Consider the following 22,611-nt stretch of genomic DNA (forward strand, 5'->3'; position numbering starts at 1 on the left):
TTAGTGCATTTTGTTCTTGCTCGTGTTTTTGGATTGGCTGCGCCCTGGGCGTTCAGGCTTACGCCGTGGTGCAAAAACCTCTTTGCTAAGGAACATAATAATGTCGCTGAAATTTATCAGAACTCCCCTTTCTCTTGTGTTGGCCGGTTGCCTGGTGACGGCGTTTTCCGCCCGGGCAGATATCGTGATTGGCGTGGCCGGGCCGTTCACCGGACCGAATGCCACCTATGGCGATCAGTACTGGCACGGCGCTACGCAGGCCGCAGAAGACATTAATGCTGCAGGCGGGATTAACGGTGAGAAGATCAAACTGGTTCAGGGGGATGATGCCTGCGAGCCTAAGCAGGCCGTGGCCGTCGCCAACCGCTTAGTCGACCAGGATAAGGTCAATGCCGTGGTCGGCCATTTCTGCTCCTCCTCCACCATGCCCGCTTCCGAGGTGTATAGCGACGCCGGCATCATCGCGATTACCCCCGGCTCGACCAATCCGCTGATCACCGAGCGCGGCATGAGCGACATGTTCCGCATGTGCGGCCGCGACGACCAGCAGGGCCAGGTGGCCAGCGACTTCATCATCGACAAGCTGAAAGCCAAACGCGTGGTCATCATTCACGATAAAGACACCTATGGACAGGGGCTGGCAGACGCTACCAAAGCGGCGCTGGCGAAACGCGGGGTCAAGGATGTGATGTATGAGGGGTTATCCCGCGGTGAAAAAGATTTTAACGCGCTGGTGACGAAGATCGGTGCCCAAAAACCGGACGTGGTGTTCTTCGGCGGCTGTCACCCGGAAGCCGGCCCGCTGGTTCGCCAGATGCGTGAACAGGGCGTGCAGGCGAAATTCTTCTCCGGCGACTGCATTGTCAACGAAGAGATGGTGACTGCGGCGGGCGGCCCGCAATACACCAACGGCATTTATATGACCTTCGGTAAAGATCCGCGCCTGATCCCGGACGGTAAAGCAGTTATCGAGAAATTCCGCGCCGGTAAATTCGAGCCGGAAGGTTACACCCTCTACTCCTATGCTTCCGTGCAGGCCATTGCCGCGGCCTTCAAGGCCACCGGCGGCAAGGACTCTGCCAAAGCCAGCGAGTGGCTAAAGGCCAATTCCGTCGACACGGTGATGGGCAAAAAAGCCTGGGACAACAAAGGCGATCTGAAAGTGTCTGACTACGTGGTTTACCAGTGGGACGACAAGGGAAAATATAAGGAAGTCGAGTAACGGGACGGAGTCACGCTCAACGTCGGCGGGCCTGCCCGTCGGCGCGTAATAAACATCAGGCTGTGCGTCTCGCGCAGCCTATAAAACGAGCGCGCTAAAATGAGTACATTCTTCCTGCAACAGTTAATCAATGGCTTAACGCTGGGCTCCGTCTACGGCCTGATCGCCATCGGCTACACCATGGTGTACGGCATTATCGGCATGATCAATTTCGCCCACGGCGAAGTGTATATGATTTCCGCCTATCTCTGCGCCATTGGCCTGGCGCTGCTCTCTTTCTTCGGGCTTGAGTCATTCCCCCTGCTTATTCTGGGTACGATGGTGTTCACCATCGCGGTAACCGGCGTGTACGGCTGGACTATCGAGCGTATCGCCTACAAGCCGCTGCGCAACTCCACGCGACTGGCGCCGCTTATCTCCGCCATCGGGATGTCGCTTATCCTGCAAAACTATGCCCAACTGAGCCAGGGCCCGCGCCAGCAAGGGGTGCCGACCATGCTCGACGGCGTGATTCGCCTGCATTTTGGCGACGGGTTCGTGCAGATAACCTACACCAAAGTGTTTATTCTGGTCGCCTCGTTTGCCGGCATGCTGATCCTTACCTGGATAATCAACCACACCCGGCTGGGGCGGATGTGCCGCGCGGTACAGCAGGATCGGAAGATGGCCTCCATTCTGGGCATTAACACCGACCGGATTATTTCGCTGGTTTTTGTTATCGGCGCGGCGATGGCAGGCCTGGCGGGCGTGCTCATCACCATGAATTACGGCACCTTTGATTTCTACGTCGGGTTTGTGATTGGCATTAAGGCCTTTACTGCGGCAGTGCTCGGCGGCATCGGATCCCTCCCCGGCGCCATGCTGGGTGGCCTTATCCTCGGCGTCGCGGAAGCCCAGTTCTCCGGCATGGTGAACTCGGACTATAAAGATGTCTTCTCGTTTGGCCTGCTGGTCATGATCCTGATTTTCCGTCCCCAGGGACTGCTTGGGCGCCCGATTGTGGCCAAAGTGTGAGGGAGAGAATGATGACATCGCACGGTTTTTCTCTTAAACGCTGCATTCTCGACGCGATTTTTTCCGGGCTGATTGCGCTGATTATCTTCGGCCCCATTGCGGGCGTGGTGCTGGACGGGTACAGCTTTAACTTCGCCGGACAGCGGCTGGCCTGGATAGTTGGCATTGTGATGCTGGGGCGTTTTCTGTTGAGCGCCTTTTTAGGTACCGCCGCGGGAGCCCGCTTTCAGGCTCGCTTTGAGGCCGATAGCGCGGGCGTGTATGTCCGGCCTCCGGAATACAAAAGCCGCATGCGCTGGATTATTCCTCTGGTGATTGCTTTTGCGGTTTGCTTTCCGTTTGTCGCCACTAAATATGTGCTGACCGTCGCTATTCTCGGGCTGATCTACGTGCTTCTTGGCCTGGGGCTGAACATCGTCGTGGGGCTGGCCGGCCTGCTGGACCTGGGGTACGTTGCGTTCTACGCGATCGGGGCGTACGGTCTGGCGCTGGGATACCAGTATCTCGGCTTAGGCTTCTGGAGCATGCTGCCGCTGGCGGCGATCATGGCCGCCGCCGCAGGCGCCCTGCTCGGTTTCCCTGTGCTGCGCATGCACGGTGACTATCTGGCCATCGTCACCCTCGGATTCGGGGAGATCATTCGCCTGGTACTTAACAACTGGCTGACCTTCACCGGCGGCCCCAATGGCGTCTCGGCCCCTCCTCCCACCTTTTTCGGTCTGGAGTTTGGACGACGCGCGAAAGAAGGTGGCGTGCCCTTCCACGAATTTTTCCACCTGACCTACAACCCGAACATGAAGTTCATCTTTATCTATACGGTGCTGTTTCTGGTGGTAATGCTGGTGCTCTACATCAAGCACCGCCTGACACGAATGCCGATTGGCCGCGCGTGGGAAGCCCTGCGGGAAGACGAAATTGCCTGTCGCTCAATGGGGTTAAATCATGTGCTGGTTAAGCTCTCAGCCTTTACGCTGGGCGCGTCGACCGCGGGGATTGCCGGGGTATTCTTCGCGACCTACCAGGGGTTCGTGAACCCGACCTCATTCACGTTCTTTGAATCGGCCCTGATCCTCGCCATCGTCGTGCTGGGGGGTATGGGCTCGACGCTGGGCGTGGTGCTGGCTGCCTTTGTGCTTACGGTCACGCCGGAGCTGCTGCGCAGTTTTGCCGAGTACCGCGTCCTGCTGTTTGGCATGCTGATGGTGGTGATGATGATCTGGCGTCCGCGCGGTTTGATCCGCATTAACCGCAGCGGGTTTGCCGTGCGTAAGGGCGTGGCGCCATGAACGAAACGATATTGCGCGTTGAACATCTGATGATGCACTTCGGCGGGATTAAGGCGCTAAACGACGTCAACCTGGACGTGCAGCGCGGCTCCATTACCGCCCTCATCGGGCCAAACGGGGCGGGAAAAACAACCGTGTTTAACTGCCTGACGGGCTTCTATAAGGCCTCCGGCGGCAGCATTTTATTTAATACCCGCACAAACACGACCAACGTTATTCAGGTCCTCGGACAAAAATTCCAGCCGGGCGACTGGATTAACCCGGCGCAACTCGGGCAGCGCCTGTTCTACAAAATGTTTGGCGGAACGCACCTGGTGAACCGCGCCGGGCTGGCGCGCACCTTCCAGAACATTCGTCTTTTTCGCGAGATGTCGGTCGTAGAAAACCTGCTGGTCGCGCAGCATATGCGCGTCAACCGTAATCTTCTCGCCGGGATTTTAAACACGCCGGCATACCGGCAGGCGGAGAGCGACGCCCTGGACAGGGCCTTCTACTGGCTGGAAGTGGTGGACCTGGTGGAGTTCGCCAATCGCCTGGCGGGAGAGATGTCGTACGGCCAGCAGCGGCGTCTGGAGATCGCGCGGGCAATGTGTACCGGGCCCGAGATGATCTGCCTGGATGAACCCGCCGCCGGGCTTAACCCGGTCGAAACGCATAAGCTCAGCAGCATTATTCGCTTTCTGCGGGATCGGCATGACATCACGGTATTACTGATTGAGCATGATATGGGGATGGTGATGGAGATTTCGGACGACATTATCGTGCTCGACCACGGCGATGTGATTGCCAGAGGAAAACCCGAGCAGATCCAGCATGATGAAAAGGTCATTGCCGCCTACCTGGGCACGGATGAAAGCGAGGTGAAGCTATGAGCGAACCGCTGCTGGCATTTCGCGAGGTGGACGTGTTCTACGGCGTGATTCAGGCGTTGAAACAAGTTTCGCTGGAGGTCCATAAAGGTGAAACCGTGGCGCTGATTGGCGCAAACGGCGCGGGGAAATCGACATTGCTGATGTCCATCTTTGGCCAGCCCCGTATCCGCAACGGGCAGATCCTTTTCAGTGGTGAAGATATCAGCCATAAATCCACCCACTACGTCGCCTCCGGCGGCATTGCGCAGGCGCCTGAAGGCCGGCACGTTTTCCCGGATATGACCGTTGAAGAGAATCTGCTGATGGGGACCATCCCCATCGGTAACCGGTATGCGGCTGAAGATATGCAAACCATGTTCGAGCTGTTCCCTCGCCTCAAGGAGCGGCGCAAGCAACGTGCGATGACCATGTCCGGCGGGGAACAGCAGATGCTGGCTATCGCCCGGGCGCTGATGAGCCGTCCGAAGCTGCTGCTGCTGGATGAACCGAGCCTGGGCTTAGCGCCGATCGTGGTGAAGCAGATCTTCCAGACGCTGCGCGAGCTGGCCCGCAACGGCATGACCATCTTTCTGGTGGAGCAGAATGCGCATCACGCGTTGAAGCTTTCCGATCGCGGGTATGTGATGGTTAACGGGCAGATCCGGCTGAGCGGCAGCGGCGAGGAGCTGCTGGGCAATCAGGAGGTGAGGAAGGCTTATCTGGGCGGGGTGTAACTGGCGGATTCCAGGCACAAAAAAACCACCTTTCGGTGGTTTCACGACACTGCTTATTGCTTTGATTATTCTTTGTTTCCCATGGTACCCGGAGTGGGACTTGAACCCACACAGCGCGAACGCCGAGGGATTTTAAATCCCTTGTGTCTACCGATTCCACCATCCGGGCTCGGGAAGAAAGTGGAGGCGCGTTCCGGAGTCGAACCGGACTAGACGGATTTGCAATCCGCTACATAACCGCTTTGCTAACGCGCCGTAAAACTTTTCAAACTGACACCCGCTGCTGCGTATGTCTTTAATCTGGAGCGGGAAACGAGACTCGAACTCGCGACCCCGACCTTGGCAAGGTCGTGCTCTACCAACTGAGCTATTCCCGCATGTCATCAAGCTTACTGCTAACCGCTTGATTTCACTATCGTCCGGCTTGCTGTGCCGCCGTTCGATGCGTTGCATTCTACTGATATGACGTTATGAGTCAACGTTATTTTTTGCTTCCCCGGATCGTTTGCTGAAAATTACGGCGAAACGATCACTGTTCAAGCAAATCCCCGCGCGCAGCGTTCAAATATTGCAGCATTGACCACAGCGTCAGCACCGCCGCTACCCACAGAAGACCGATCCCCGCCCACTCTACCCAGGCGTTCGGGCGCCAGAGCATCCAGACCAGCGAGGCCATCTGCGCGGTTGTTTTCACTTTACCAATCCAGGACACCGCCACGCTGCTGCGTTTCCCCAGCTCAGCCATCCACTCGCGCAGCGCAGAGATGATGATCTCACGGCCGATCATGGTTGCGGCGGGCAGCGTCACCCACCAGGTATGATAGTGCTCAGCAACCAGCACCATCGCGATAGCGACCATGACTTTATCGGCTACCGGATCGAGAAACGCGCCGAAACGGGTGCTTTGGTTCCAGCGGCGCGCCAGATAGCCATCAAACCAGTCAGTTACCGCTGCGATAAGGAAAATCAATGCGCAGGCAAACGGTGCCCAGACAACCGGCAGATAAAATGCCAGCACAAAGAACGGAATGAGTACAACACGAAAGAGAGTGAGCAACGTAGGGATATTATATTGCATAGTGACGGTAACTATTTGTTGTCAGTAAAATTTAGCTCTATGTTGCTACAGAGCCCTCAATGTTTCAACGAGTAGTAGATCTTTTCTGCCAGCCCTTGCGAAATACCCGGCACTTTTGCAATTTCCTCCATGCTGGCGTTGAGTAATCCTTGCAATCCGCCCATATATTTCAGCAGCATCTGGCGGCGTTTTGGCCCCACGCCCTCAATGGTCTCAAGCGTGCTCGTGTTTTTGACCTTCGCCCGTTTTTTGCGGTGCCCGCTGATGGCATGGTCGTGCGACTCATCGCGAATATGCTGGATAACGTGCAGCGCCGGGGAGTCCGGTGGCAGGCTGAAGCCCTCGCCTTCCGGTTCGAAGAACAACGTCTCCAGACCGGCCTTACGATCGGCCCCTTTTGCCACGCCTAACAAAAGCGGATGGTTTTTGTCCCACTCAACGTCAAGCGACTCGAATACCGCTTTCGCCTGACCAAGCTGCCCTTTCCCGCCGTCGATAAGAATGACGTCAGGGATCTTGCTTTCTTCAATGGCCTTACCGTAGCGACGGCGGAGCACCTGATTCATAGCCGCATAGTCGTCACCCGGCGTGATGCCGGTGATGTTATATCGGCGATACTCGGCGCGCAGCGGGCCGTTGGCGTCAAACACCACACAGGACGCCACCGTCTGCTCACCCATCGTATGGCTGATATCGAAACATTCCATTCGCTTCACTTCCGGCAACTTCAGGAGCGTCGCCAGCGCGGTTAAACGCTGGCTGATCGTGGATTGCTGGGACAGTTTCGTGGTGAGCGCCGTCGCCGCGTTGGTTCGCGCCAGCTTAAGATAGCGCGCACGATCGCCGCGCGGTTTGGTTTGAACATTGACCCGACGGCCCGCCAGTTCGGAAAGCGAATCGGCCAGCAGGGTTTTATCGTCAAGATTAAAATCAAGCAAGATCTCGGAGGGCAACGTGCGCATCTGGCTGCCCTGCAGATAGAACTGGCCGACAAACGTTTCCACCACTTCTCCCAGCTCAGTGCCGCCAGGCACTTTCGGGAAATAGCTGCGGCTGCCGAGCACTTTTCCCTGGCGAATGAACAGCACATGCACGCAGGCCATGCCGGCGTCGAAGGCCACGCCGATAACGTCGAGATCGTCACCGGTATTTGAGACAAACTGTTTCTCAGTGACTCTGCGCACCGCCTGGATTTGGTCGCGGATCCGTGCAGCCTCTTCAAACTCAAGCGCGGCGCTGGCTTTTTCCATTCGGGCGATCAGCTGGGTTAAAACCTGATCGTCTTTGCCGGCTAAGAACAGGCGTACATATTCTACCTGCTGCGCATACTCGTCTTCACTGACCAGCCCGGCAACGCAGGGGCCAAGGCAGCGACCAATCTGGTACTGCAGACACGGGCGCGAGCGGTTGCGGTAGACGCTGTTTTCACACTGGCGGATCGGGAAGATTTTTTGCAGCAGCGCCAGCGTCTCCCGCACGGCATAGCCATTCGGGAAGGGGCCGAAATATTCACCCTTCGCATGTTTTGCGCCGCGGTGCATCGCGAGCCGCGGATGCGTATCGCCACTCAGAAAGATAAACGGATAAGACTTGTCGTCCCGCAGCAGCACGTTATAGCGCGGCTGGTAGAGCTTAATATAGTTGTGCTCAAGCAGCAGCGCTTCCGTCTCGGTATGCGTCACGGTGACATCAATATTCTGAATAAGTGAGACCAGCGCTTCGGTCTTACGAGAGGCAAGGTTGCTGCGGAAATAGCTGGAAAGACGTTTTTTAAGATCTTTGGCCTTCCCCACATAGATAACCGTACCGCCAGCGTCATACATCCGATAGACGCCTGGCTGGCTGGTTACGGTTTTCAGAAATGCTTTTGAATCGAATACATCACTCACTGACTTAACAACGTCTCCGCGTTACATAAACCGTGCCGGATGGCCAGATGAGTCAGTTCAACATCACCATGGATGTTCAGTTTACTGAACATTCGATAACGATAGCTGTTGACCGTTTTCGGGCTGAGATTCAGCTGTTCTGAGATCTCATTCACTTTCTGACCCTTGGTGATCATCAGCATAATCTGCAATTCACGCTCAGACAAACTGGCAAACGGCGATTCCGTTTTCTCGGGTTCAATCTGGCTCAGCGCCATCTGCTGCGCAATGTCAGAGGCAATGTAACGCTGCCCGGCAAAAACAGAACGGATAGCATTGACGACTTCCTGCGGAGCGGCACCTTTGCTCAGGTAACCAGCTGCACCCGCCTGCATCACCTTCGCGGGCAGTGGGTTTTCAGTATGCACGGTCAGCATGATGACTTTCGTATCAACAAAGGTACGCGCGATTTTGCGTGTTGCCTCAAGACCACCGATACCGGGCATGTTCATATCCATCAGCACCACATCGGCCGAGTTTGTGCGGCACCATTTTACGGCATCTTCCCCACAGCACGCCTCACCGGCAACTTTAATACCTTTAATATCTTCAAGAATGCGTCGTATCCCTGCGCGCACCAGTTCGTGGTCATCAACAAGAAGGACGTTGATCAAAGGAAATGTCTCCAGAATAGGGATAACGCTACTGAGTGATAATTTGGCTTATATTAACGGTTTTCATCACAAGATTAAAACGTTAAAAAATCGGCCATTCGATTCTGGTCTCGTTTTTGGAAATTAGCCTGTACAGTCCATGGAAAGAGAGCCCTGCCATCAGAGCTTTTCCGGCTTTTTTTAAGCATCTGTATTCAAAAAGTTACAAAAAGCTTGCATGTTTTTCTCGCGGAAAAACTGTCCTCAAATTTTTGTAACAATAATTAACGGCAAGTAAACCAGGCGCAAACAATTAATAGCCGTACCAGAGCATCAGTTTACCGTCTGGCTGCGTTTACGCAAATAAACACCGACGTAAAAGTACGAAAAACAACCGCTGCATTTTTTGCTGCAGCCTGTGGTATACTCCGCCGCCTTGACTTTCGTCGTCGCGCTTTAGCGCCGTTTAATAATGAGGAAAATAAATGAGCACACCTGAATTTGCCACTGCGGAGAATAACCAGGAACTGGCACAGGAAGTAAACTGCCTGAAAGCGCTGCTAACGCTGATGCTGCAGGCTATGGGCCAGGCTGACGCTGGTCGTGTGATCATTAAAATGGAAAAACAAATCGCGCAGATGGAAGACCAGGCGGAATCGGCCGTATTTGCTAACACCGTTAAGCAAATCAAACAAGCGTACCGCCAGTAACAAAAAACGGCTGGATGCAGTGCATTCAGCCGTCCACTCGTCTGTCACGCAGAACGTACTCTCTAATCAGATCAATCCCGTAGCCGCCGCGTAACAGGCTATCTGCGTCTTGTTTGGCGCATTAAATTTTTTCTGCATATTCTTCTGATGGAAGTTAACCGTATTCTCTGAAATAGAGAGAATGATCGCTATTTCCGCAGACGTCTTCCCTTCCGCAGTCCATTTCAGAATTTCTCGTTCGCGTTTGCTGAATTTCATCTCAGGCGGCATAACCATCTCATCTTCAAAACGCAACAGCGCGGTTAATGCCATTTGCACCAGCATCTGAAGCCGCAGCTCTATTTCCTCGCCGGCAAATGGTCCTTCCTGCACGCTAGTACGAGAAACAGAGAGGAAGCCGAGCGCATGATTAGGCAGCATCAGACACTGCGTTATTCCCGAACGTAAGCCGAAGTCCTGCGCACTGCTCCATAATTCCTGAGCATCCGCGAATAATGCGTCCGTCCAGGGTAAATGCCCCTGAATGAAATTCTCCGGCTTAAGCACCGGATCGATGGTGAAATAGTTCGCTGATTGATATTGCGCCAGCCACTGCTGCGGATAAGTGGCATACACAGAAATTTTAGGTCGCGTAAACGGCACGGGATGGCGCACACAGAGTGCGTAATAATCGAATTCCAGCGCCTGAGTTTGTCGCTGAAGTTCCTGATATACCTCGGCGGCACAGGTCAATTCCTGAAACCGGAGGGAGCAATCCCGTCGCCAGGTGAAAAAGTCTGAATCCTTCATACTTACTAAAAGAAGCCTCTGAAAAGATAATCATTATTATGGTGAATATAAACTAACACATAAAACTTATTTCTAACTACAAAATATCGGCAATAGTGCAACTGCGCTATAGATAAGGGCTATTCTGGCCGGGCGGAATAAAAGAACATCGTTTAAGGAGTAGAGCGAGAATAATTTGCTCCAGAGAAAGTTTCTGGAGCAAATCAGTGCAGAAATGCTACTGCATGAGGAATTTTTCCAGGAACTGACGGGTTCGCGGCTGCTGAGGATTAGCAAATAAGCTTTTCGCCGGTCCCTGCTCCACAATTCGCCCCTGGTCCATAAAGATGGCCCTGTCCGCCACATCGCGCGCAAAGCTCATCTCATGCGTCACGATGACCATGGTGCGTTTTTCCTGCGCCAGCTGGCGGATGGTGTTCAGCACCTCACCCACCAGCTCGGGATCGAGCGCGGAGGTCGGTTCATCAAAGAGGATCACATCAGGCCGCATCGCCAGCGCCCGCGCTATCGCCACGCGCTGCTGTTGCCCCCCCGACAGGCGGCGCGGATAGCTGGTTTCTTTACCTGCCAGCCCGACTTTGGCGAGCAATTCGCGCGCGCGAGCCGTCGCTTCTTCTTTTGGCTCACCTTTTACTATGACCGGTCCTTCAATAATATTCTCCAGCACCGTGCGGTGCGGGAAAAGGTTGAAGCTCTGGAACACAAAGCCAACATGCTGACGCAGGCGGCGAATCAACCCTTTCTGCTGGCTGATGGATTTACCGGTATCAATCGTTATCTCTCCAACCCGAATGGTGCCCCCTTCCGGCTGTTCAAGCAGGTTGATACTGCGCAGCAGCGTAGTTTTACCCGATCCGCTCGGGCCAATAATCGCCACTACTTCGCCCTGCTCAACTTCCAGGTCGATCCCGTGGAGCACCGTTTGCCCGTGGAATTTTTTCACCAGGTTTTTAACGTCGATAGCACTCATTTTGGATCACGCTCCTGGCGGTTAAGCTGGTTTTCAAAATAGTTTTGCAGCGCGGACAACACCGTCGCCATCACCCAGTAGATCAGCGAGGCGGCCAGATACATGGTGAAAACTTCAAGGGTGCGTGAGGTAATGAGCTGCGCCTGACGGAACAGCTCCGGCACCTGAATGGTTGCTGCGAGTGAGGTGTCTTTCACCAGGCTGATGAAGCTGTTGCTCAGCGGCGGAAGCGCTACCCGTGCAGCCTGCGGCAGAATCGCGCGACGCAGCGTCTGCCACGGCGTCATCCCAATACTGGCCGCCGCTTCCCACTGGCCTTTATCAATTGACGAGATCGCCGCGCGGAGGGTTTCGGAGGTATAGGCCGCCGTATTGAGCGACAGCCCAATCATTGCCGCCGGGATCGGATCCAGCTCGATCCCGAACTGCGGTAAACCGTAGTAGATCATAAAGAGCTGGGCGATGAGCGGCGTACCGCGAAACACGGAGATATAAAAGCGCGCCAGCCAGCGTACCGGCAGGATGGGCGACATGCGCATTAAGGCCAGAATAAAACCCAGCACCAGCCCGAAGAACATCCCGCCGATACTGAGCTGTAACGTAAATACCGCACCTTTCAGCAGGAACGGCAGCGAATCAATAACCAGTTGAATACTTTCTTGCATTATTATTTTTCGACCTGATTTTTAGACATGAGGATGATAAGCAAACAGCGCGGGCGCCCCGCCGGTGTGCACAAATAAAATCGGCCCTTCATCCTTAAAGCGTTTCTGCGCAATGCCATCGATAAGCCCGGCCATCGCTTTGCCCGTGTAGACCGGATCGAGCAGTATACCCTCAAGGCGCGCCAGCAGCTTAACTGCTTCCATCCCCTCTTCGTTAGGCGTCCCGTAACCCGGTGCAAAATAGTCATCCCAAAGCCGGATCTCGGCCCTGGCCTTCAGCTCCAGCTGCTCTGCCACCGCCTGTTGCAGAGTCACTACTTTTGGCTTCTGGTCCGCGACGCTGCGGGACACCGTCACGCCAATCAGCTCGACCTCCGGCAGCAGCTGTTCCAGCCCCACCGCCAGCCCGGCATGCGTGCCCGCGCTTCCGGACGCGACGACCACCGACGAGAGGCTAACGGCGCCCTCGCACTGCTGTGCAATTTCCAGCGCGCTTTCCACATACCCCAGCGCGCCCAGCGCATTCGAACCACCGACGGGAATAACGTAGGGACGGAAACCCTGCGCTTCCAGACGCGTGGCAAGTTCGTCAAGCTGCGAGGTCGGGTCGGTCAACGCATCCACCATCTCCACCTGCACGTTAAACAGATCCAGCAGCAGACGGTTACCGTTGGTCAGATAGTTTTCCGCCCGCGTACCTATCGGGTTTTCCAGCAGGGCCACGCAGTGAAGCCCGAGCTTTGCCGCCACGGCCGCCGTCTGACGAACGTGGTTAGACTGAATGGCCCCGGCGGTGATCAGCGTGTCCGCCCCTTCGCGCAGCGCGTCAGCCGCCAGAAACTCCAGCTTGCGCAGCTTATTGCCGCCCATCGCCATCGGCGTCACGTCATCGCGCTTAATAAAAATATCGCGTCCCAGATAATCAGAAAGTCGCGGCAGGTACTCCAGCGGCGTCGGCGCACCGATAAACTCCAGACGGGGAAAGCGCGTTAAATTCTGTAGTGACATGGAATCTCCGGTAACTCAGACAAAATGTGATATTTTTCATTATGCACGCAGACGCGTAAGAAATAAAAAAGGCGCTTTTAAAAGCGCCTTTTTTTCACGTCACCGACTTATTTGGTGACGTCTGCCCCGAACCACTTCTCAGACAGCGCCTTCAGGCTGCCGTCTTTCTGCATGTCAGCAATCGCGGAATCAATGGCTTTCACCAGATCCTCATTGCCTTTACGAACGGCCACGCCGGATTCCTGACGAGAGAACGCATCACCCGCTACCGCGAGGGTATTGTTGGTTTTCTTCACCAAATCCAAAGCGGCCAGACGGTCAACCAGAATGGCGTCGATACGGCCTACGCGCAGGTCCTGATATTTCGTCGGGTCATCATCATAAGTGCGGATATCCACACCCTGAACGTTCTGGCGCAGCCACTCTTCGTAGTTGGTTCCCAGACCGACGCCAACTTTTTTGCCTTTCAGATCGGCAGCCGTTTTGATGGAGCCTTCGTTACCTTTCTTCACCAGCGCCTGAATACCGGACACGGTGTACGGCGTGGAGAAGTCATACTTCTTCTTACGCTCGTCAGAAATGGTCACCTGGTTAATCACCACGTCAATGCGTTTGGAGTCCAGCGAAGCCAGCATACCGTCCCATTTGGTCGGTTTCAGCGAGGCCTTAACGCCGAGGTGTTTCGCCAGTTCTTCTGCAAATTCCACTTCAAAACCGGTGAGTTTGCCGTCATCACCCTGGAAACTGAACGGAGGATAGGTTCCTTCCAGCCCAACCAGCAGCGTGCCGCGCTCTTTTACTTTATTCAGCAGGTTTTCTGCGGCGAACGTTTTTACGCTCATGCCCGCAACCAGCGCGACGGCCATAACTCCCATCAGCGCCTGACGACCCAGAAGTGCAAATTTCATAAATACCCCGATATAGTGGAATTTTTACGTAGTGTAGAGAAATCGCCTGCAACGTCAAAGGCGACTGCGCTACATCTTATTCTTTTTTAATATATATCAGAAGTTGTTCCGGCGAGCGCTTTCTGCTTCACGGAACCCGGCATTTGCACCTTATATTGCGCATACTTGCGCAGCGCAATACGGTAGTTGTTGGTGCTGGTTGCAGGCAGCCACGGCTCCAGATTTTCATCCAGATAACCGGTCTTGAGCAGATCGCGAGAGATATTGTTAACGGTCAGATGCTGACCAAGGCGGCGCAGGCGAACCACATATTCGCGCACGGTGCCGTGGCTCATCTCCGTTTGTTCGAACAGAAACTGCTTGAAGCCGATGATGTCGAAGAAGTCGCTTTGCTCTTTGCAGTGAAGATCGCCACAGAAACGGCAAAGCGCCACCCACTCTTTTTGCTCTTCGAGCCACGCGGCTTCATCCATTAACGTGTCGAGGCGAGAGATTGCGATTTTATTCACGATCTCGCCGCGGCGAACCAGCGTGATACGATCGAGTAATTTGTTACAGTGGGCGCAATGCGTCTGGCTGTGTTTAAAGTCTTTCAGGTAGCGGCTTAAAGGCCGTCTTTTAGATTGCTGCACCGTCATGATAACTCCTGGTTGTCAATACGTTGTGCGGCATTTTTCGGGTGATTGAATCACCTATAACTTACCCAGCTTGGTTCGTAAGCGTTTAATGGCCTGGCTGTGCAGCTGGCTAACCCGCGACTCCCCCACCTCCAGAACCGCGCCAATCTCTTTGAGATTAAGCTCTTCCTGGTAATAAAGGGTCAACACCAGCTGTTCGCGCTCAGGCAGAGCCTCAATCGCTTCCATTACGCGCTGGCGTAAATTCCCTTCCATTAAATGGTGTAACGGGTTTTCCTGCTGGTGCTCGTCCGTCACCAGCTCGATGCTATCGCCATGCTCTTCGCGCCACTCGTCATAGGAGAAGAGTTGGCTATTATTGGTATCGAGCAACATCTGACGATACTCTTCAACAGCAATGCCAAGACGTTCCGCCACTTCGGTTTCCGTTGCGTTGCGTCCCAGTTCCTGTTCCAGCTGCCCCATCGCATGCGCCACTTCGCGCGCGTTGCGGCGAACGCTGCGCGGCACCCAGTCGCGGCTGCGCAGCTCGTCCAGCATCGCACCACGAATACGCTGAACTGCGTAAGTCGTAAATGCCGTTCCTTGCAGAGCGTCGTATCGGTCAACTGCATTCAATAACCCGATACCGCCCGCCTGTAGCAGATCGTCAAGTTCCACGCTCGCCGGCAAGCGCACCTGGAGGCGCAATGCTTCGTGACGCACCAGCGGGACATAACGTTGCCACAGCGAGTGTTTATCCATTACACCTTCAGCGGTATAGAGTGAATTCACGATAAACAGCCCTGCGTTAGTTGAGTTATCGGCATGATTATCCGATTCTGCAGGGCGTTCAATTGGATGAAAAAGGGGGATAAAGTGAGGTTATTCTGAGGTTGCCCGCATCAGGGGCAACTTTTCTGGCTAAATTAACAGTTGCAGCAATGAGATATCGTCGCCCAATTTGACGCTATCTATATGTTGATGAAAGAGCTTTCCTGCTTCCTGATTATGCTGGCTCAGGGAGTGGAAGCTGTAAATAACGTCAATAATATTGTCTTGTTCAATTTTCCCCGCCGCGATGGCCTGACCGGCAAGCAGCGATTTGAGGAAATAGAACTCCGCGACGATTAAATAGAGATTATTCAACATGCTGCGGCCGTTGCTCTGCGGAAAGCCCTGCTCCCAGAGCTTGTATTTAAAAAAGTTCTTAAACAGGTGATCGTTTTCCGTCAGGTAACCGCCCGCCACATCGCGCCAGACGGACTCGATGTTTTCCATGACCTTTTCTGCCGAAACGGTGTCATCGACAGATTCAAACTGTTGATAAAGCTGGTCAAAATAACGGTTTAATACGGCGCCACCGCGGGCCGTCGCTTTCTTCGTAAAGTAACTTTGGATGAGCGAGATTAACGCGAATTTCAGGCTGTAGTTCTGATTAAACCCGCCTAACTCCGTCTCGATTTTACCGCTCACCAGCTCGTTCACCAGCGAAAAATAAACCGTTTCGAGCGTGCCGATATTCTCTTCCAGGTTTTCGAGCTTTTCAGCCACCATGAGGAATTTCACCACGGCATAAACTTGTTCTTCAACGCTCACCGCCTCAACGCTAAATAGGTTCTGGCAGAAAAGATTGATGACCTTAATCTTCAAATCCATCGCTGGCGCATTATTAACGTCCTGCTGAACGCTGATGGACTCCATCATCGACATCGACGCCCGATCGTTCAACAGCAGTCGGGTGACTTCCGGACACGAGAGATTGAGCGATTTTTCAATTTCGGTTTTATAAACGCGGTTTGTCCGCGGGAATGTCGAACAGGTTGGGCTTAAAGCCTGGGCCCCCATGGCGCTATGAATAGAACAGAGCTTTTCCGTATCCATAAACGGGCAATTTTTACTTTCCGTATGGAAAATCACTTCGCCCCAGTTGCCATACTGTTTTTTTGTGACTTTTATCGCCGTTTTCGCCGTGTGACGAATGGCGGAATTTTTACTGTTCAGATAACGGTTAACGGAGGATTTATCAAACGCGATGGTCCAGCCCTGACAACAATGTTCACGACATTCCCCACCGACACAGGAAAAATCTGCGACCAGTTTAGGCTGGGTAACAACGATCTGTTTCACGGGCGGATCCTCAAAATTCAGAGACAAAAAAACCCCGCCGAAGCGGGGTTTGATGCGTAATATTAACGCAGCAGAGACAGAACGGTCTGTGGAACCTGGTTTGCCTGAGACAGAACAGAAGTACCAGCCTGCTGCAGGATCTGCGCGCGGGACATGTTGGAAACTTCAGTTGCGTAGTCAGCGTCCTGGATACGGGACTGAGCAGCAGACAGGTTGTTAGAGGTGTTGTTCAGGTTGTTGATTGCAGAAGTGAAGCGGTTCTGCACAGCACCCAGACCGGAACGAGCGGTATCAACTTTAGCGATTGCTTTGTCAATGGTGTCCAGATCGGTAGCAGTCATTGCTTTCAGGTCGATTGCGTTCACACCCAGAGTGGTGGTGTCAGCTTTAGCACCGCTCAGGTCCAGATCGATGGTGTCGCCGTCGTTTACGCCAACCTGAATTTTAACCACACCAGCAGTACCAGCAGAACCATCCAGCAGTTTGATGCCGTTGAAGTCGGTTTTGCTGGCAACACGGTTGATTTCAGCCAGACGAGCGGTAACTTCATCCTGCAGAGATGCCAGGTCAGAGGTGCTGTTGGTGCCGTTGCTTGCCTGAACAGCCAGTTCACGAACGCGCTGCAGGTTGTTGTTGATTTCGTTCAGGGAACCTTCAGCGGTCTGCGCCATGGAGATACCGTCGTTGGCGTTACGTGCAGCCTGAGTCATACCTTTGATCTGAGCGGTCATGCGGTTTGCAATCGCTTGGCCAGCGGCATCGTCTTTCGCGCTGTTGATACGCAGACCTGAAGACAGACGCTCAATAGCAGTGCCCAGAGAAGACTGAGATTTGTTCAGGTTGTTCTGAGTAGTCAGGGACAACAGGTTAGTATTGATAACTGCCATAATTTTCTTTCCTTCAAAAATTGGGTTTTAGGTCCGGTGCCTAACACTCACAGCGTCTCTCACCGTCAACAAGGTTATCGACGGGTCCCGAAAAGACTTTAGAATCAATTTCGAAAAAATTATAACCAAATGATTATTAACGATTTTATTTTTAAAAAATCAATTAAGATTTATCATAAGGTTATTATTTAGGTCTTTTTATTACGTGGAATATGCCAAAAAAGGCACACACTTATCCGTGTTATTGACGCGCTAAAAAATCGTCCCAAAGTGCAATCGTTTCATTTACCGCGCCAGGACATGCCTATTCTTTGGATTATTTTTTTCTCGCCATCGTAAACTTTTACTATTCGAGGCCGATAAGAGTCCTGAACTACTTTCGTATTTAAGGAAAATATACATGGCTACTATCAGTAACCTCGGGATAGGTTCTGCAGGACTCGGGGATTTATATAATCAGTTGGACGCAGCAGAAAGAACCAAGCTGACGACGATTACTACCCAGCAATCGACGTATAACGCACAGTTAAGCGCGTACGGTAAGCTGCAGAGTGCCATGACCTCGCTGCAGACTGCAACCGCTGCGCTGGGTAAAGCGACCACATGGAACTCAACCGCCGTAAGCAGCACCAACACGGCCTTTACGGCAACCACTACCGCTGACGCATCCGTCGGCTCTTATGTGGTTAACGTCAACCAGGTGGCAAAAGCACAGGCGCTCACGACGGGCTCCTATACCACCAACACGGAGCTGCTGGGCGATACGACCGGCACGACGCGTAAAATTACGATTACCCAGCCGGGTACAAAAACGCCTTTAGAGGTGAACCTGGCCGATGGCGATACGTCGCTGGCCGGGATCGCGAGCGCGATCAATAAAGCGAACGGCAACGTCACCGCCAGCGTAATCAAGGCGAAAGACGGCGATTACCGCCTGATGCTTTCATCGAAAACCACCGGTATGGATGGCGAGATGACCATCAGCGTAACCGGGGACGACAAGCTGCAAAGCGCCATCGGCTACGACTCAACCGCCAAAACCGGCGCGCTGACGGTAAATACCGCGGCACAGAACGCGATTGTCGTCGTGAACGACATCAAGATTGAGCGTCAATCGAATACCATCTCCGATGCGCTGCCCGGCATGACCTTCACCGTGAAGGCAGAAAGTAAAGCGGATGAAATGCTGGAAGTGACGCGCGCCACGGATGCGAACCAGAAAGCCGTAACGGACTGGGTAACCGCGTATAACTCGCTGCAGTCCACCATTAATAGCCTGACCAAATATGTGCCGGTCGACGCTGGCGCTGGCGGCCAGTCAGCCAGCAACGGCGCGCTTGTCGGTGATGCAAACGTGCGCGGGATCCAGTCTCAGCTGCGCGGTCTGCTGACCGAAGTGCAGGCCGGCTCCGTTCAGATCATGGCTCAACTTGGGATTACCCAGGATCCGGTGAAAGGCGCAGACGGTACGGTCGGTAACCTGAAGGTGGATACCGATAAGCTGAAAAAAGCGCTGACCGACAACCCGACCGCCGTACAGCAGTACTTTATCGGTGACGGAAAGAAAACCGGTCTGGCGACCCAGATGAACAACACGCTGACCACCATGCTCAGCACCAGCACCGGCAGCGCGGGTGTGATCCAGAACGCGAAAGACGGTATTAACAAAACGCTGAAAACCCTGGGCGAACGTTACGATTCTATGGAAGCCTCTATTGATGCGACCATGGCGCGTTACAAAGCGCAGTTCACCAGCCTGGACGTATTAGTCACCAAAATGACCAGTACGGCCAACTACCTGACCCAACAGTTCTCACAAAAATAGTCGTAGCCTTCAGGAGTGGATATGTATAAGACCTCTGGTGTTCAATCCTATCAGCAGATAGGAGTAGAAAGCGCTGTTATGAATGCCAGTCCACACCAGCTGATTGTCATGTTGTTCGACGGGGCGCATAGCGCCCTCGTCCGTGCGCGTTTGTTCATGGAAGCCGGACAAATTCGTGAAAAAGGCGAAGCGTTATCGAAAGCCATTAATATCATCGACAACGGTTTAAAAGCAGGACTGAACATGGAGGTTGAGAGCGATCTGTCCAGTAATCTTGCCTCCTTGTACGAATATATGGTTCGACGTTTATTACTGGCGAACGTCAGTAACGACGTAGACGCAATTGTTGAAGTCGAGGGTTTATTAAACAACATTGCGGATGCGTGGAAGCAAATCGGCCCCAATGCGTCCTCTATTTCAGGATAATTTTGATGAATAATCCCAGCGCAGCGCTTAGCCACTGGCAGGCGTTACATGCTCAGAGCATTGCTATGCTAAATCTCGCACATTCTGGTCAATGGGATGCGCTTATTGAGCAGGAAATGCATTACGTTCAACTGGTGGAAAAGATTTCGCAAACGCCCATCATGTCATGCCCCCCGGCTCAGGTTGAGCAAGCGCGTGCGCTGCTGGAGATGATCCTCGACAATGAGAATACGTTAAAGGCCCTGCTGAAAGTACGGATGGACGAACTGCGTAATCTCATCGATCAGACCGGTAAACAGCAATCCATCACCTCTACCTATGGAAAGCTGTCAGGGAATATTCTTTATCCAGAAAGTGTTACCCGCGACACACAATTATGATTTCTTCATCCATACTCCAGAAGTCTGCCAAATGGCTTCTGGAGCACGGACGATGAAAAACCCCACCCTGTTACAATGCTTTCACTGGTATTACCCCGCTGGCGGTGAATTGTGGCGAGAAGTCACGGCGTTAGCCCCCAATCTTAATGAAATCGGCATCAACATGATCTGGCTGCCGCCCGCCTATAAAGGGGCTTCCGGCGGGTATTCGGTTGGCTATGACTGTTACGATCTGTTCGACCTCGGCGAGTTTGATCAGAAAGGCAGTATCGCCACAAAGTACGGTGACAAAGCGCAGCTGCTGGAGGCCATCGACGCCCTTAAAAGCAACGACATTGCCGTACTGCTGGACGTGGTGGTGAACCACAAAATGGGGGCAGATGAGAAAGAGCCTGTCCGTGTTCAGCGCGTGAACGAGCAGGATCGCACGCAAATCGATGATGAGATCGTCGAGTGCGAAGCGTGGACACGCTACACCTTCCCTGCCCGCGCCGGGCAATATTCGCAGTTTATCTGGGATTACAAATGCTTCAGCGGCGTCGACCATATTGAGAATCCCGATGAAGACGGCATCTTTAAAATCGTCAACGACTACACCGGCGAAGGCTGGAACGACCAGGTCGACGATGAGATGGGTAACTTCGATTACCTGATGGGCGAAAATATCGACTTTCGCAATCACGCCGTCACCGAGGAAATAAAATACTGGGCCCGCTGGGTCATGGAACAGACGCGCTGCGACGGTTTTCGTCTGGACGCCGTCAAGCATATTCCCGCCTGGTTTTACAAAGAGTGGATTGAGCACGTACAGGAAGTCGCCGAACAGCCGTTATTTATCGTGGCGGAATACTGGTCCCACGAAGTGGACAAACTGCAGGCCTATATTGACCAGGTCGACGGTAAAACCATGCTGTTTGATGCCCCCCTGCAGATGAAATTCCACGAGGCATCGCGCCAGGGTCGGGATTACGACATGAGCCAGATCTTCACCGGCACGCTGGTGGAGGCCGATCCGTTCCATGCGGTCACCCTCGTCGCTAACCATGACACGCAGCCTCTGCAGGCGCTGGAAGCGCCGGTGGAAGCCTGGTTTAAACCGCTGGCGTATGCGCTGATCCTGCTGCGGGAAAACGGTGTGCCGAGCGTTTTCTATCCGGATCTGTTCGGCGCCAGCTATGACGATACGGGAGGTGACGGCGAAACCTATCACATCGACATGCCGGTTATTGAGCAGCTCCACGAGCTGATCCTTGCCCGCCAGCGCTTTGCCCACGGCGTGCAGACGCTGTTTTTTGACCATCCAAACTGCATCGCTTTCAGCCGCAGCGGCACCGAGGACGATCCCGGCTGCGTGGTGGTCATGTCGAACGGTGACGACGGCGAGAAGGTGATTTGCCTGGGGGAAAACTACGGCAACAAAACGTGGCGGGATTTTCTCGGCAATCGTGAAGAAACGGTCACCACCGCGGCGGATGGCGAAGGCACCTTTACCTGCAAAGGGGGAAGCGTTAGCGTGTGGGTGATTGAGGATGCGTTGTAGAACGGGAAACGTGCGGCCTGATGCCCTCACCCCGTCCCTCTCCCACAGGGAGAGGGCGCAAACAACAAAAACGGCAACGAGGTTGCCGTTTTGCTTTTACCCTTAGGGCAGTTTACTTTCCAGCGGATTCTTGCTCAGATAATCAGCACATTCCACCGTTGGGCGGTCAACCTTTTGCAACTCCATCCCGTCATACTCCAGCGTTGAGCCGTCGCGATCCAGCGGATAGATATCCAGCTTGCGGGTAACGTTGTAATAGCTGTCTGAACGCAGCATGATCTTACCCGGCACGGCAATCACGCGCTGCCACTGGCGACAGTCCAGAGTATCGCCCTCTTCCGTGACCACCAGCGTGGCAATCGCTTCAGGGCTGACCAGGCTGCTCTGCGGCCCTTTCGACTGCCAGTATCCCGCCAGGTTCGCCGGGACGGGATGCTTGATCACATCATTATAGTTATCGACCTGAACGCACCCGGTCAGTGCCAGCAGCGCGCTGGCAATTGCTATTTTTTTCATCATCTTTCCTGCATTCGAAGAAAAAAATATTGTGGCATTAAAGCGCAGAGGCCGCCAGCGAAGATCGACGGGGCTTAAACCTGCATCCCCATCACTTCCTGATACGCCGACACCAGCTTGTTACGCACCTGGATCCCCATCTGGATAGAAACCGAGGCTTTTTGCAAATCGGTCATCACATCGTTCAGCGCCACGCCCGGCTCGCCGAGGGTAAACTTCTCCGCCTGCGTACGCGCAGCGGTCTGGGTATCGCTGATACGGTCAAGAGCGGCGTGCAGTTGCCCCGCAAAGCTGATGGTCGGCTGTTGTTCTGCCACATTCTGATTACGGGCCGTCATCGCCGTTGCCTGCAACTGACTGATTACCCCTTCAATGCCCTGTATAGCCATGACTCTCCCCTGGATGGTTTTTTACGCGGTCAAGACTAACAGCTTGTCAATAAGATAATGGCGGTAAATAGCGTGAAAAAACCAGGTTATTTGACGCATAGAAAATCCGGAATCGTCAAATAATGGCAGGGCCATCAATATGGAA

24 protein-coding genes and 3 tRNA genes are annotated in these 22,611 nt (G+C 53.7%); 10 read left to right on the plus strand and 17 right to left on the minus strand.

The genetic code is table 11. The features are described 5' to 3' along the window. The first annotated feature begins 100 nt into the window (after nucleotides 1-100). From ACR42C_RS14160 to ACR42C_RS14180, 5 genes are all read left to right on the plus strand, one after another. Nucleotides 101-1,222, plus strand: a complete 1,122-nt coding sequence (locus tag ACR42C_RS14160) for a branched-chain amino acid ABC transporter substrate-binding protein (protein WP_116339017.1) — start codon at nucleotides 101-103, stop codon at nucleotides 1,220-1,222. A 99-nt stretch (nucleotides 1,223-1,321) separates the two neighbouring features. Continuing rightward, the gene (locus ACR42C_RS14165; protein WP_320721015.1) at nucleotides 1,322-2,236 is read left to right on the plus strand and encodes an ABC transporter permease subunit; all 915 of its coding nucleotides are present in this window, start codon (nucleotides 1,322-1,324) and stop codon (nucleotides 2,234-2,236) included. A gap of 11 nt (nucleotides 2,237-2,247) precedes the next feature. Beyond that, entirely contained in the window at nucleotides 2,248-3,522 is a 1,275-nt protein-coding gene (livM, locus tag ACR42C_RS14170) for a high-affinity branched-chain amino acid ABC transporter permease LivM (RefSeq protein ID WP_320721028.1), read from the plus strand. Continuing rightward, the gene (locus ACR42C_RS14175; protein ID WP_316379482.1) at nucleotides 3,519-4,394 is read left to right on the plus strand and encodes an ATP-binding cassette domain-containing protein; all 876 of its coding nucleotides are present in this window, start codon (nucleotides 3,519-3,521) and stop codon (nucleotides 4,392-4,394) included. Before livM ends, ACR42C_RS14175 begins: the two co-directional genes overlap by 4 nt. After that, entirely contained in the window at nucleotides 4,391-5,107 is a 717-nt protein-coding gene (locus tag ACR42C_RS14180; protein WP_316379481.1) for an ABC transporter ATP-binding protein, read from the plus strand. Before ACR42C_RS14175 ends, ACR42C_RS14180 begins: the two co-directional genes overlap by 4 nt. Before the next feature lie 82 nt (nucleotides 5,108-5,189). Here ACR42C_RS14180 and ACR42C_RS14185 read toward each other — a convergent pair. The 6 genes from ACR42C_RS14185 to uvrY all read right to left on the minus strand — a co-directional run bounded on the left by ACR42C_RS14185 (nucleotide 5,190) and on the right by uvrY (nucleotide 8,727). Continuing rightward, nucleotides 5,190-5,276: transfer RNA gene (locus ACR42C_RS14185), tRNA-Leu, on the minus strand. Nucleotides 5,277-5,288: 12 nt separating this feature from the next. After that, nucleotides 5,289-5,362, minus strand: a tRNA-Cys gene (locus ACR42C_RS14190). 46 nt (nucleotides 5,363-5,408) lie between these two features. Next, nucleotides 5,409-5,484 (minus strand) — tRNA-Gly (locus ACR42C_RS14195). A gap of 152 nt (nucleotides 5,485-5,636) precedes the next feature. Beyond that, entirely contained in the window at nucleotides 5,637-6,185 is a 549-nt protein-coding gene (gene pgsA, locus ACR42C_RS14200) for a CDP-diacylglycerol--glycerol-3-phosphate 3-phosphatidyltransferase (RefSeq protein WP_116339001.1), read from the minus strand. 56 nt (nucleotides 6,186-6,241) lie between these two features. Next, the gene (uvrC, locus tag ACR42C_RS14205) at nucleotides 6,242-8,074 is read right to left on the minus strand and encodes an excinuclease ABC subunit UvrC (RefSeq protein WP_116338999.1); all 1,833 of its coding nucleotides are present in this window, start codon (nucleotides 8,072-8,074) and stop codon (nucleotides 6,242-6,244) included. Then, the gene (uvrY, locus tag ACR42C_RS14210; protein ID WP_013096026.1) at nucleotides 8,071-8,727 is read right to left on the minus strand and encodes a UvrY/SirA/GacA family response regulator transcription factor; all 657 of its coding nucleotides are present in this window, start codon (nucleotides 8,725-8,727) and stop codon (nucleotides 8,071-8,073) included. The genes uvrC and uvrY overlap by 4 nt, the downstream gene beginning before the upstream one ends. Nucleotides 8,728-9,191: 464 nt before the next feature. Here uvrY and ACR42C_RS14215 point away from each other — a divergent pair, with 464 nt between their 5' ends. Beyond that, the gene (locus ACR42C_RS14215; protein ID WP_014832453.1) at nucleotides 9,192-9,416 is read left to right on the plus strand and encodes a DUF2594 family protein; all 225 of its coding nucleotides are present in this window, start codon (nucleotides 9,192-9,194) and stop codon (nucleotides 9,414-9,416) included. A gap of 66 nt (nucleotides 9,417-9,482) precedes the next feature. Here the strand turns inward: ACR42C_RS14215 and sdiA are convergent, their stop codons facing one another. The 9 genes from sdiA to ACR42C_RS14260 form a co-directional block, all read right to left on the minus strand. Continuing rightward, complete coding sequence (gene sdiA / locus ACR42C_RS14220) at nucleotides 9,483-10,205, minus strand: quorum-sensing transcriptional regulator SdiA (protein ID WP_116338997.1); 723 nt, start codon at nucleotides 10,203-10,205, stop codon at nucleotides 9,483-9,485. A 217-nt stretch (nucleotides 10,206-10,422) separates the two neighbouring features. Continuing rightward, nucleotides 10,423-11,175, minus strand: a complete 753-nt coding sequence (gene tcyN / locus ACR42C_RS14225) for an L-cystine ABC transporter ATP-binding protein TcyN (RefSeq protein ID WP_041909387.1) — start codon at nucleotides 11,173-11,175, stop codon at nucleotides 10,423-10,425. Further along, nucleotides 11,172-11,840: a cystine ABC transporter permease gene (gene tcyL, locus ACR42C_RS14230; protein WP_163329837.1), complete on the minus strand. Its 669-nt coding sequence runs from the start codon at nucleotides 11,838-11,840 to the stop codon at nucleotides 11,172-11,174. The genes tcyN and tcyL overlap by 4 nt, the downstream gene beginning before the upstream one ends. A gap of 21 nt (nucleotides 11,841-11,861) precedes the next feature. After that, nucleotides 11,862-12,848 carry a D-cysteine desulfhydrase gene (dcyD, locus tag ACR42C_RS14235; RefSeq protein WP_163329836.1) on the minus strand — a complete coding sequence of 329 codons (987 nt, stop codon included), beginning with the start codon at nucleotides 12,846-12,848 and terminating at the stop codon, nucleotides 11,862-11,864. 107 nt (nucleotides 12,849-12,955) lie between these two features. Beyond that, nucleotides 12,956-13,756 carry a cystine ABC transporter substrate-binding protein gene (gene tcyJ / locus ACR42C_RS14240; protein ID WP_047652374.1) on the minus strand — a complete coding sequence of 267 codons (801 nt, stop codon included), beginning with the start codon at nucleotides 13,754-13,756 and terminating at the stop codon, nucleotides 12,956-12,958. Between the two features lie 86 nt (nucleotides 13,757-13,842). Continuing rightward, complete coding sequence (fliZ, locus tag ACR42C_RS14245; RefSeq protein ID WP_061097767.1) at nucleotides 13,843-14,394, minus strand: flagella biosynthesis regulatory protein FliZ; 552 nt, start codon at nucleotides 14,392-14,394, stop codon at nucleotides 13,843-13,845. Nucleotides 14,395-14,448: 54 nt separating this feature from the next. Next, nucleotides 14,449-15,168, minus strand: coding sequence for an RNA polymerase sigma factor FliA (locus tag ACR42C_RS14250; RefSeq protein ID WP_014170714.1), 720 nt, complete (start codon nucleotides 15,166-15,168; stop codon nucleotides 14,449-14,451). A 129-nt stretch (nucleotides 15,169-15,297) separates the two neighbouring features. Beyond that, nucleotides 15,298-16,503: a flagellin lysine-N-methylase gene (fliB, locus tag ACR42C_RS14255; protein ID WP_479984244.1), complete on the minus strand. Its 1,206-nt coding sequence runs from the start codon at nucleotides 16,501-16,503 to the stop codon at nucleotides 15,298-15,300. Between the two features lie 62 nt (nucleotides 16,504-16,565). Further along, nucleotides 16,566-17,390, minus strand: coding sequence for a flagellin N-terminal helical domain-containing protein (locus tag ACR42C_RS14260; protein ID WP_047362882.1), 825 nt, complete (start codon nucleotides 17,388-17,390; stop codon nucleotides 16,566-16,568). Nucleotides 17,391-17,790: 400 nt separating this feature from the next. On the opposite strand from ACR42C_RS14260, the gene fliD reads away from it, so the two are divergent. The 4 genes from fliD to amyA are packed head-to-tail and all read left to right on the plus strand — an operon-like array spanning nucleotide 17,791 to nucleotide 21,561. After that, a complete protein-coding gene (gene fliD, locus ACR42C_RS14265; RefSeq protein WP_479984245.1) occupies nucleotides 17,791-19,215 on the plus strand; it encodes a flagellar filament capping protein FliD in 1,425 nt (474 codons plus the stop codon). Nucleotides 19,216-19,236: 21 nt separating this feature from the next. Continuing rightward, nucleotides 19,237-19,641 (plus strand): flagellar export chaperone FliS, encoded by a 405-nt coding sequence (fliS, locus tag ACR42C_RS14270; protein WP_320721021.1) that lies wholly within the window; start codon nucleotides 19,237-19,239, stop codon nucleotides 19,639-19,641. A 5-nt stretch (nucleotides 19,642-19,646) separates the two neighbouring features. Next, complete coding sequence (gene fliT / locus ACR42C_RS14275) at nucleotides 19,647-20,021, plus strand: flagella biosynthesis regulatory protein FliT (RefSeq protein WP_116338981.1); 375 nt, start codon at nucleotides 19,647-19,649, stop codon at nucleotides 20,019-20,021. Between the two features lie 52 nt (nucleotides 20,022-20,073). Continuing rightward, complete coding sequence (gene amyA, locus ACR42C_RS14280; RefSeq protein ID WP_163329833.1) at nucleotides 20,074-21,561, plus strand: alpha-amylase; 1,488 nt, start codon at nucleotides 20,074-20,076, stop codon at nucleotides 21,559-21,561. A gap of 102 nt (nucleotides 21,562-21,663) precedes the next feature. On the opposite strand, the gene yedD is transcribed toward amyA, so the two are convergent. After that, the gene (gene yedD, locus ACR42C_RS14285; protein ID WP_479985201.1) at nucleotides 21,664-22,077 is read right to left on the minus strand and encodes a lipoprotein YedD; all 414 of its coding nucleotides are present in this window, start codon (nucleotides 22,075-22,077) and stop codon (nucleotides 21,664-21,666) included. A gap of 74 nt (nucleotides 22,078-22,151) precedes the next feature. Beyond that, entirely contained in the window at nucleotides 22,152-22,466 is a 315-nt protein-coding gene (fliE, locus tag ACR42C_RS14290) for a flagellar hook-basal body complex protein FliE (protein ID WP_028013699.1), read from the minus strand. Between the last annotated feature and the right edge of the window lie 145 nt (nucleotides 22,467-22,611).

Source organism: Enterobacter sp. MG-EB028 (assembly GCF_056673305.1).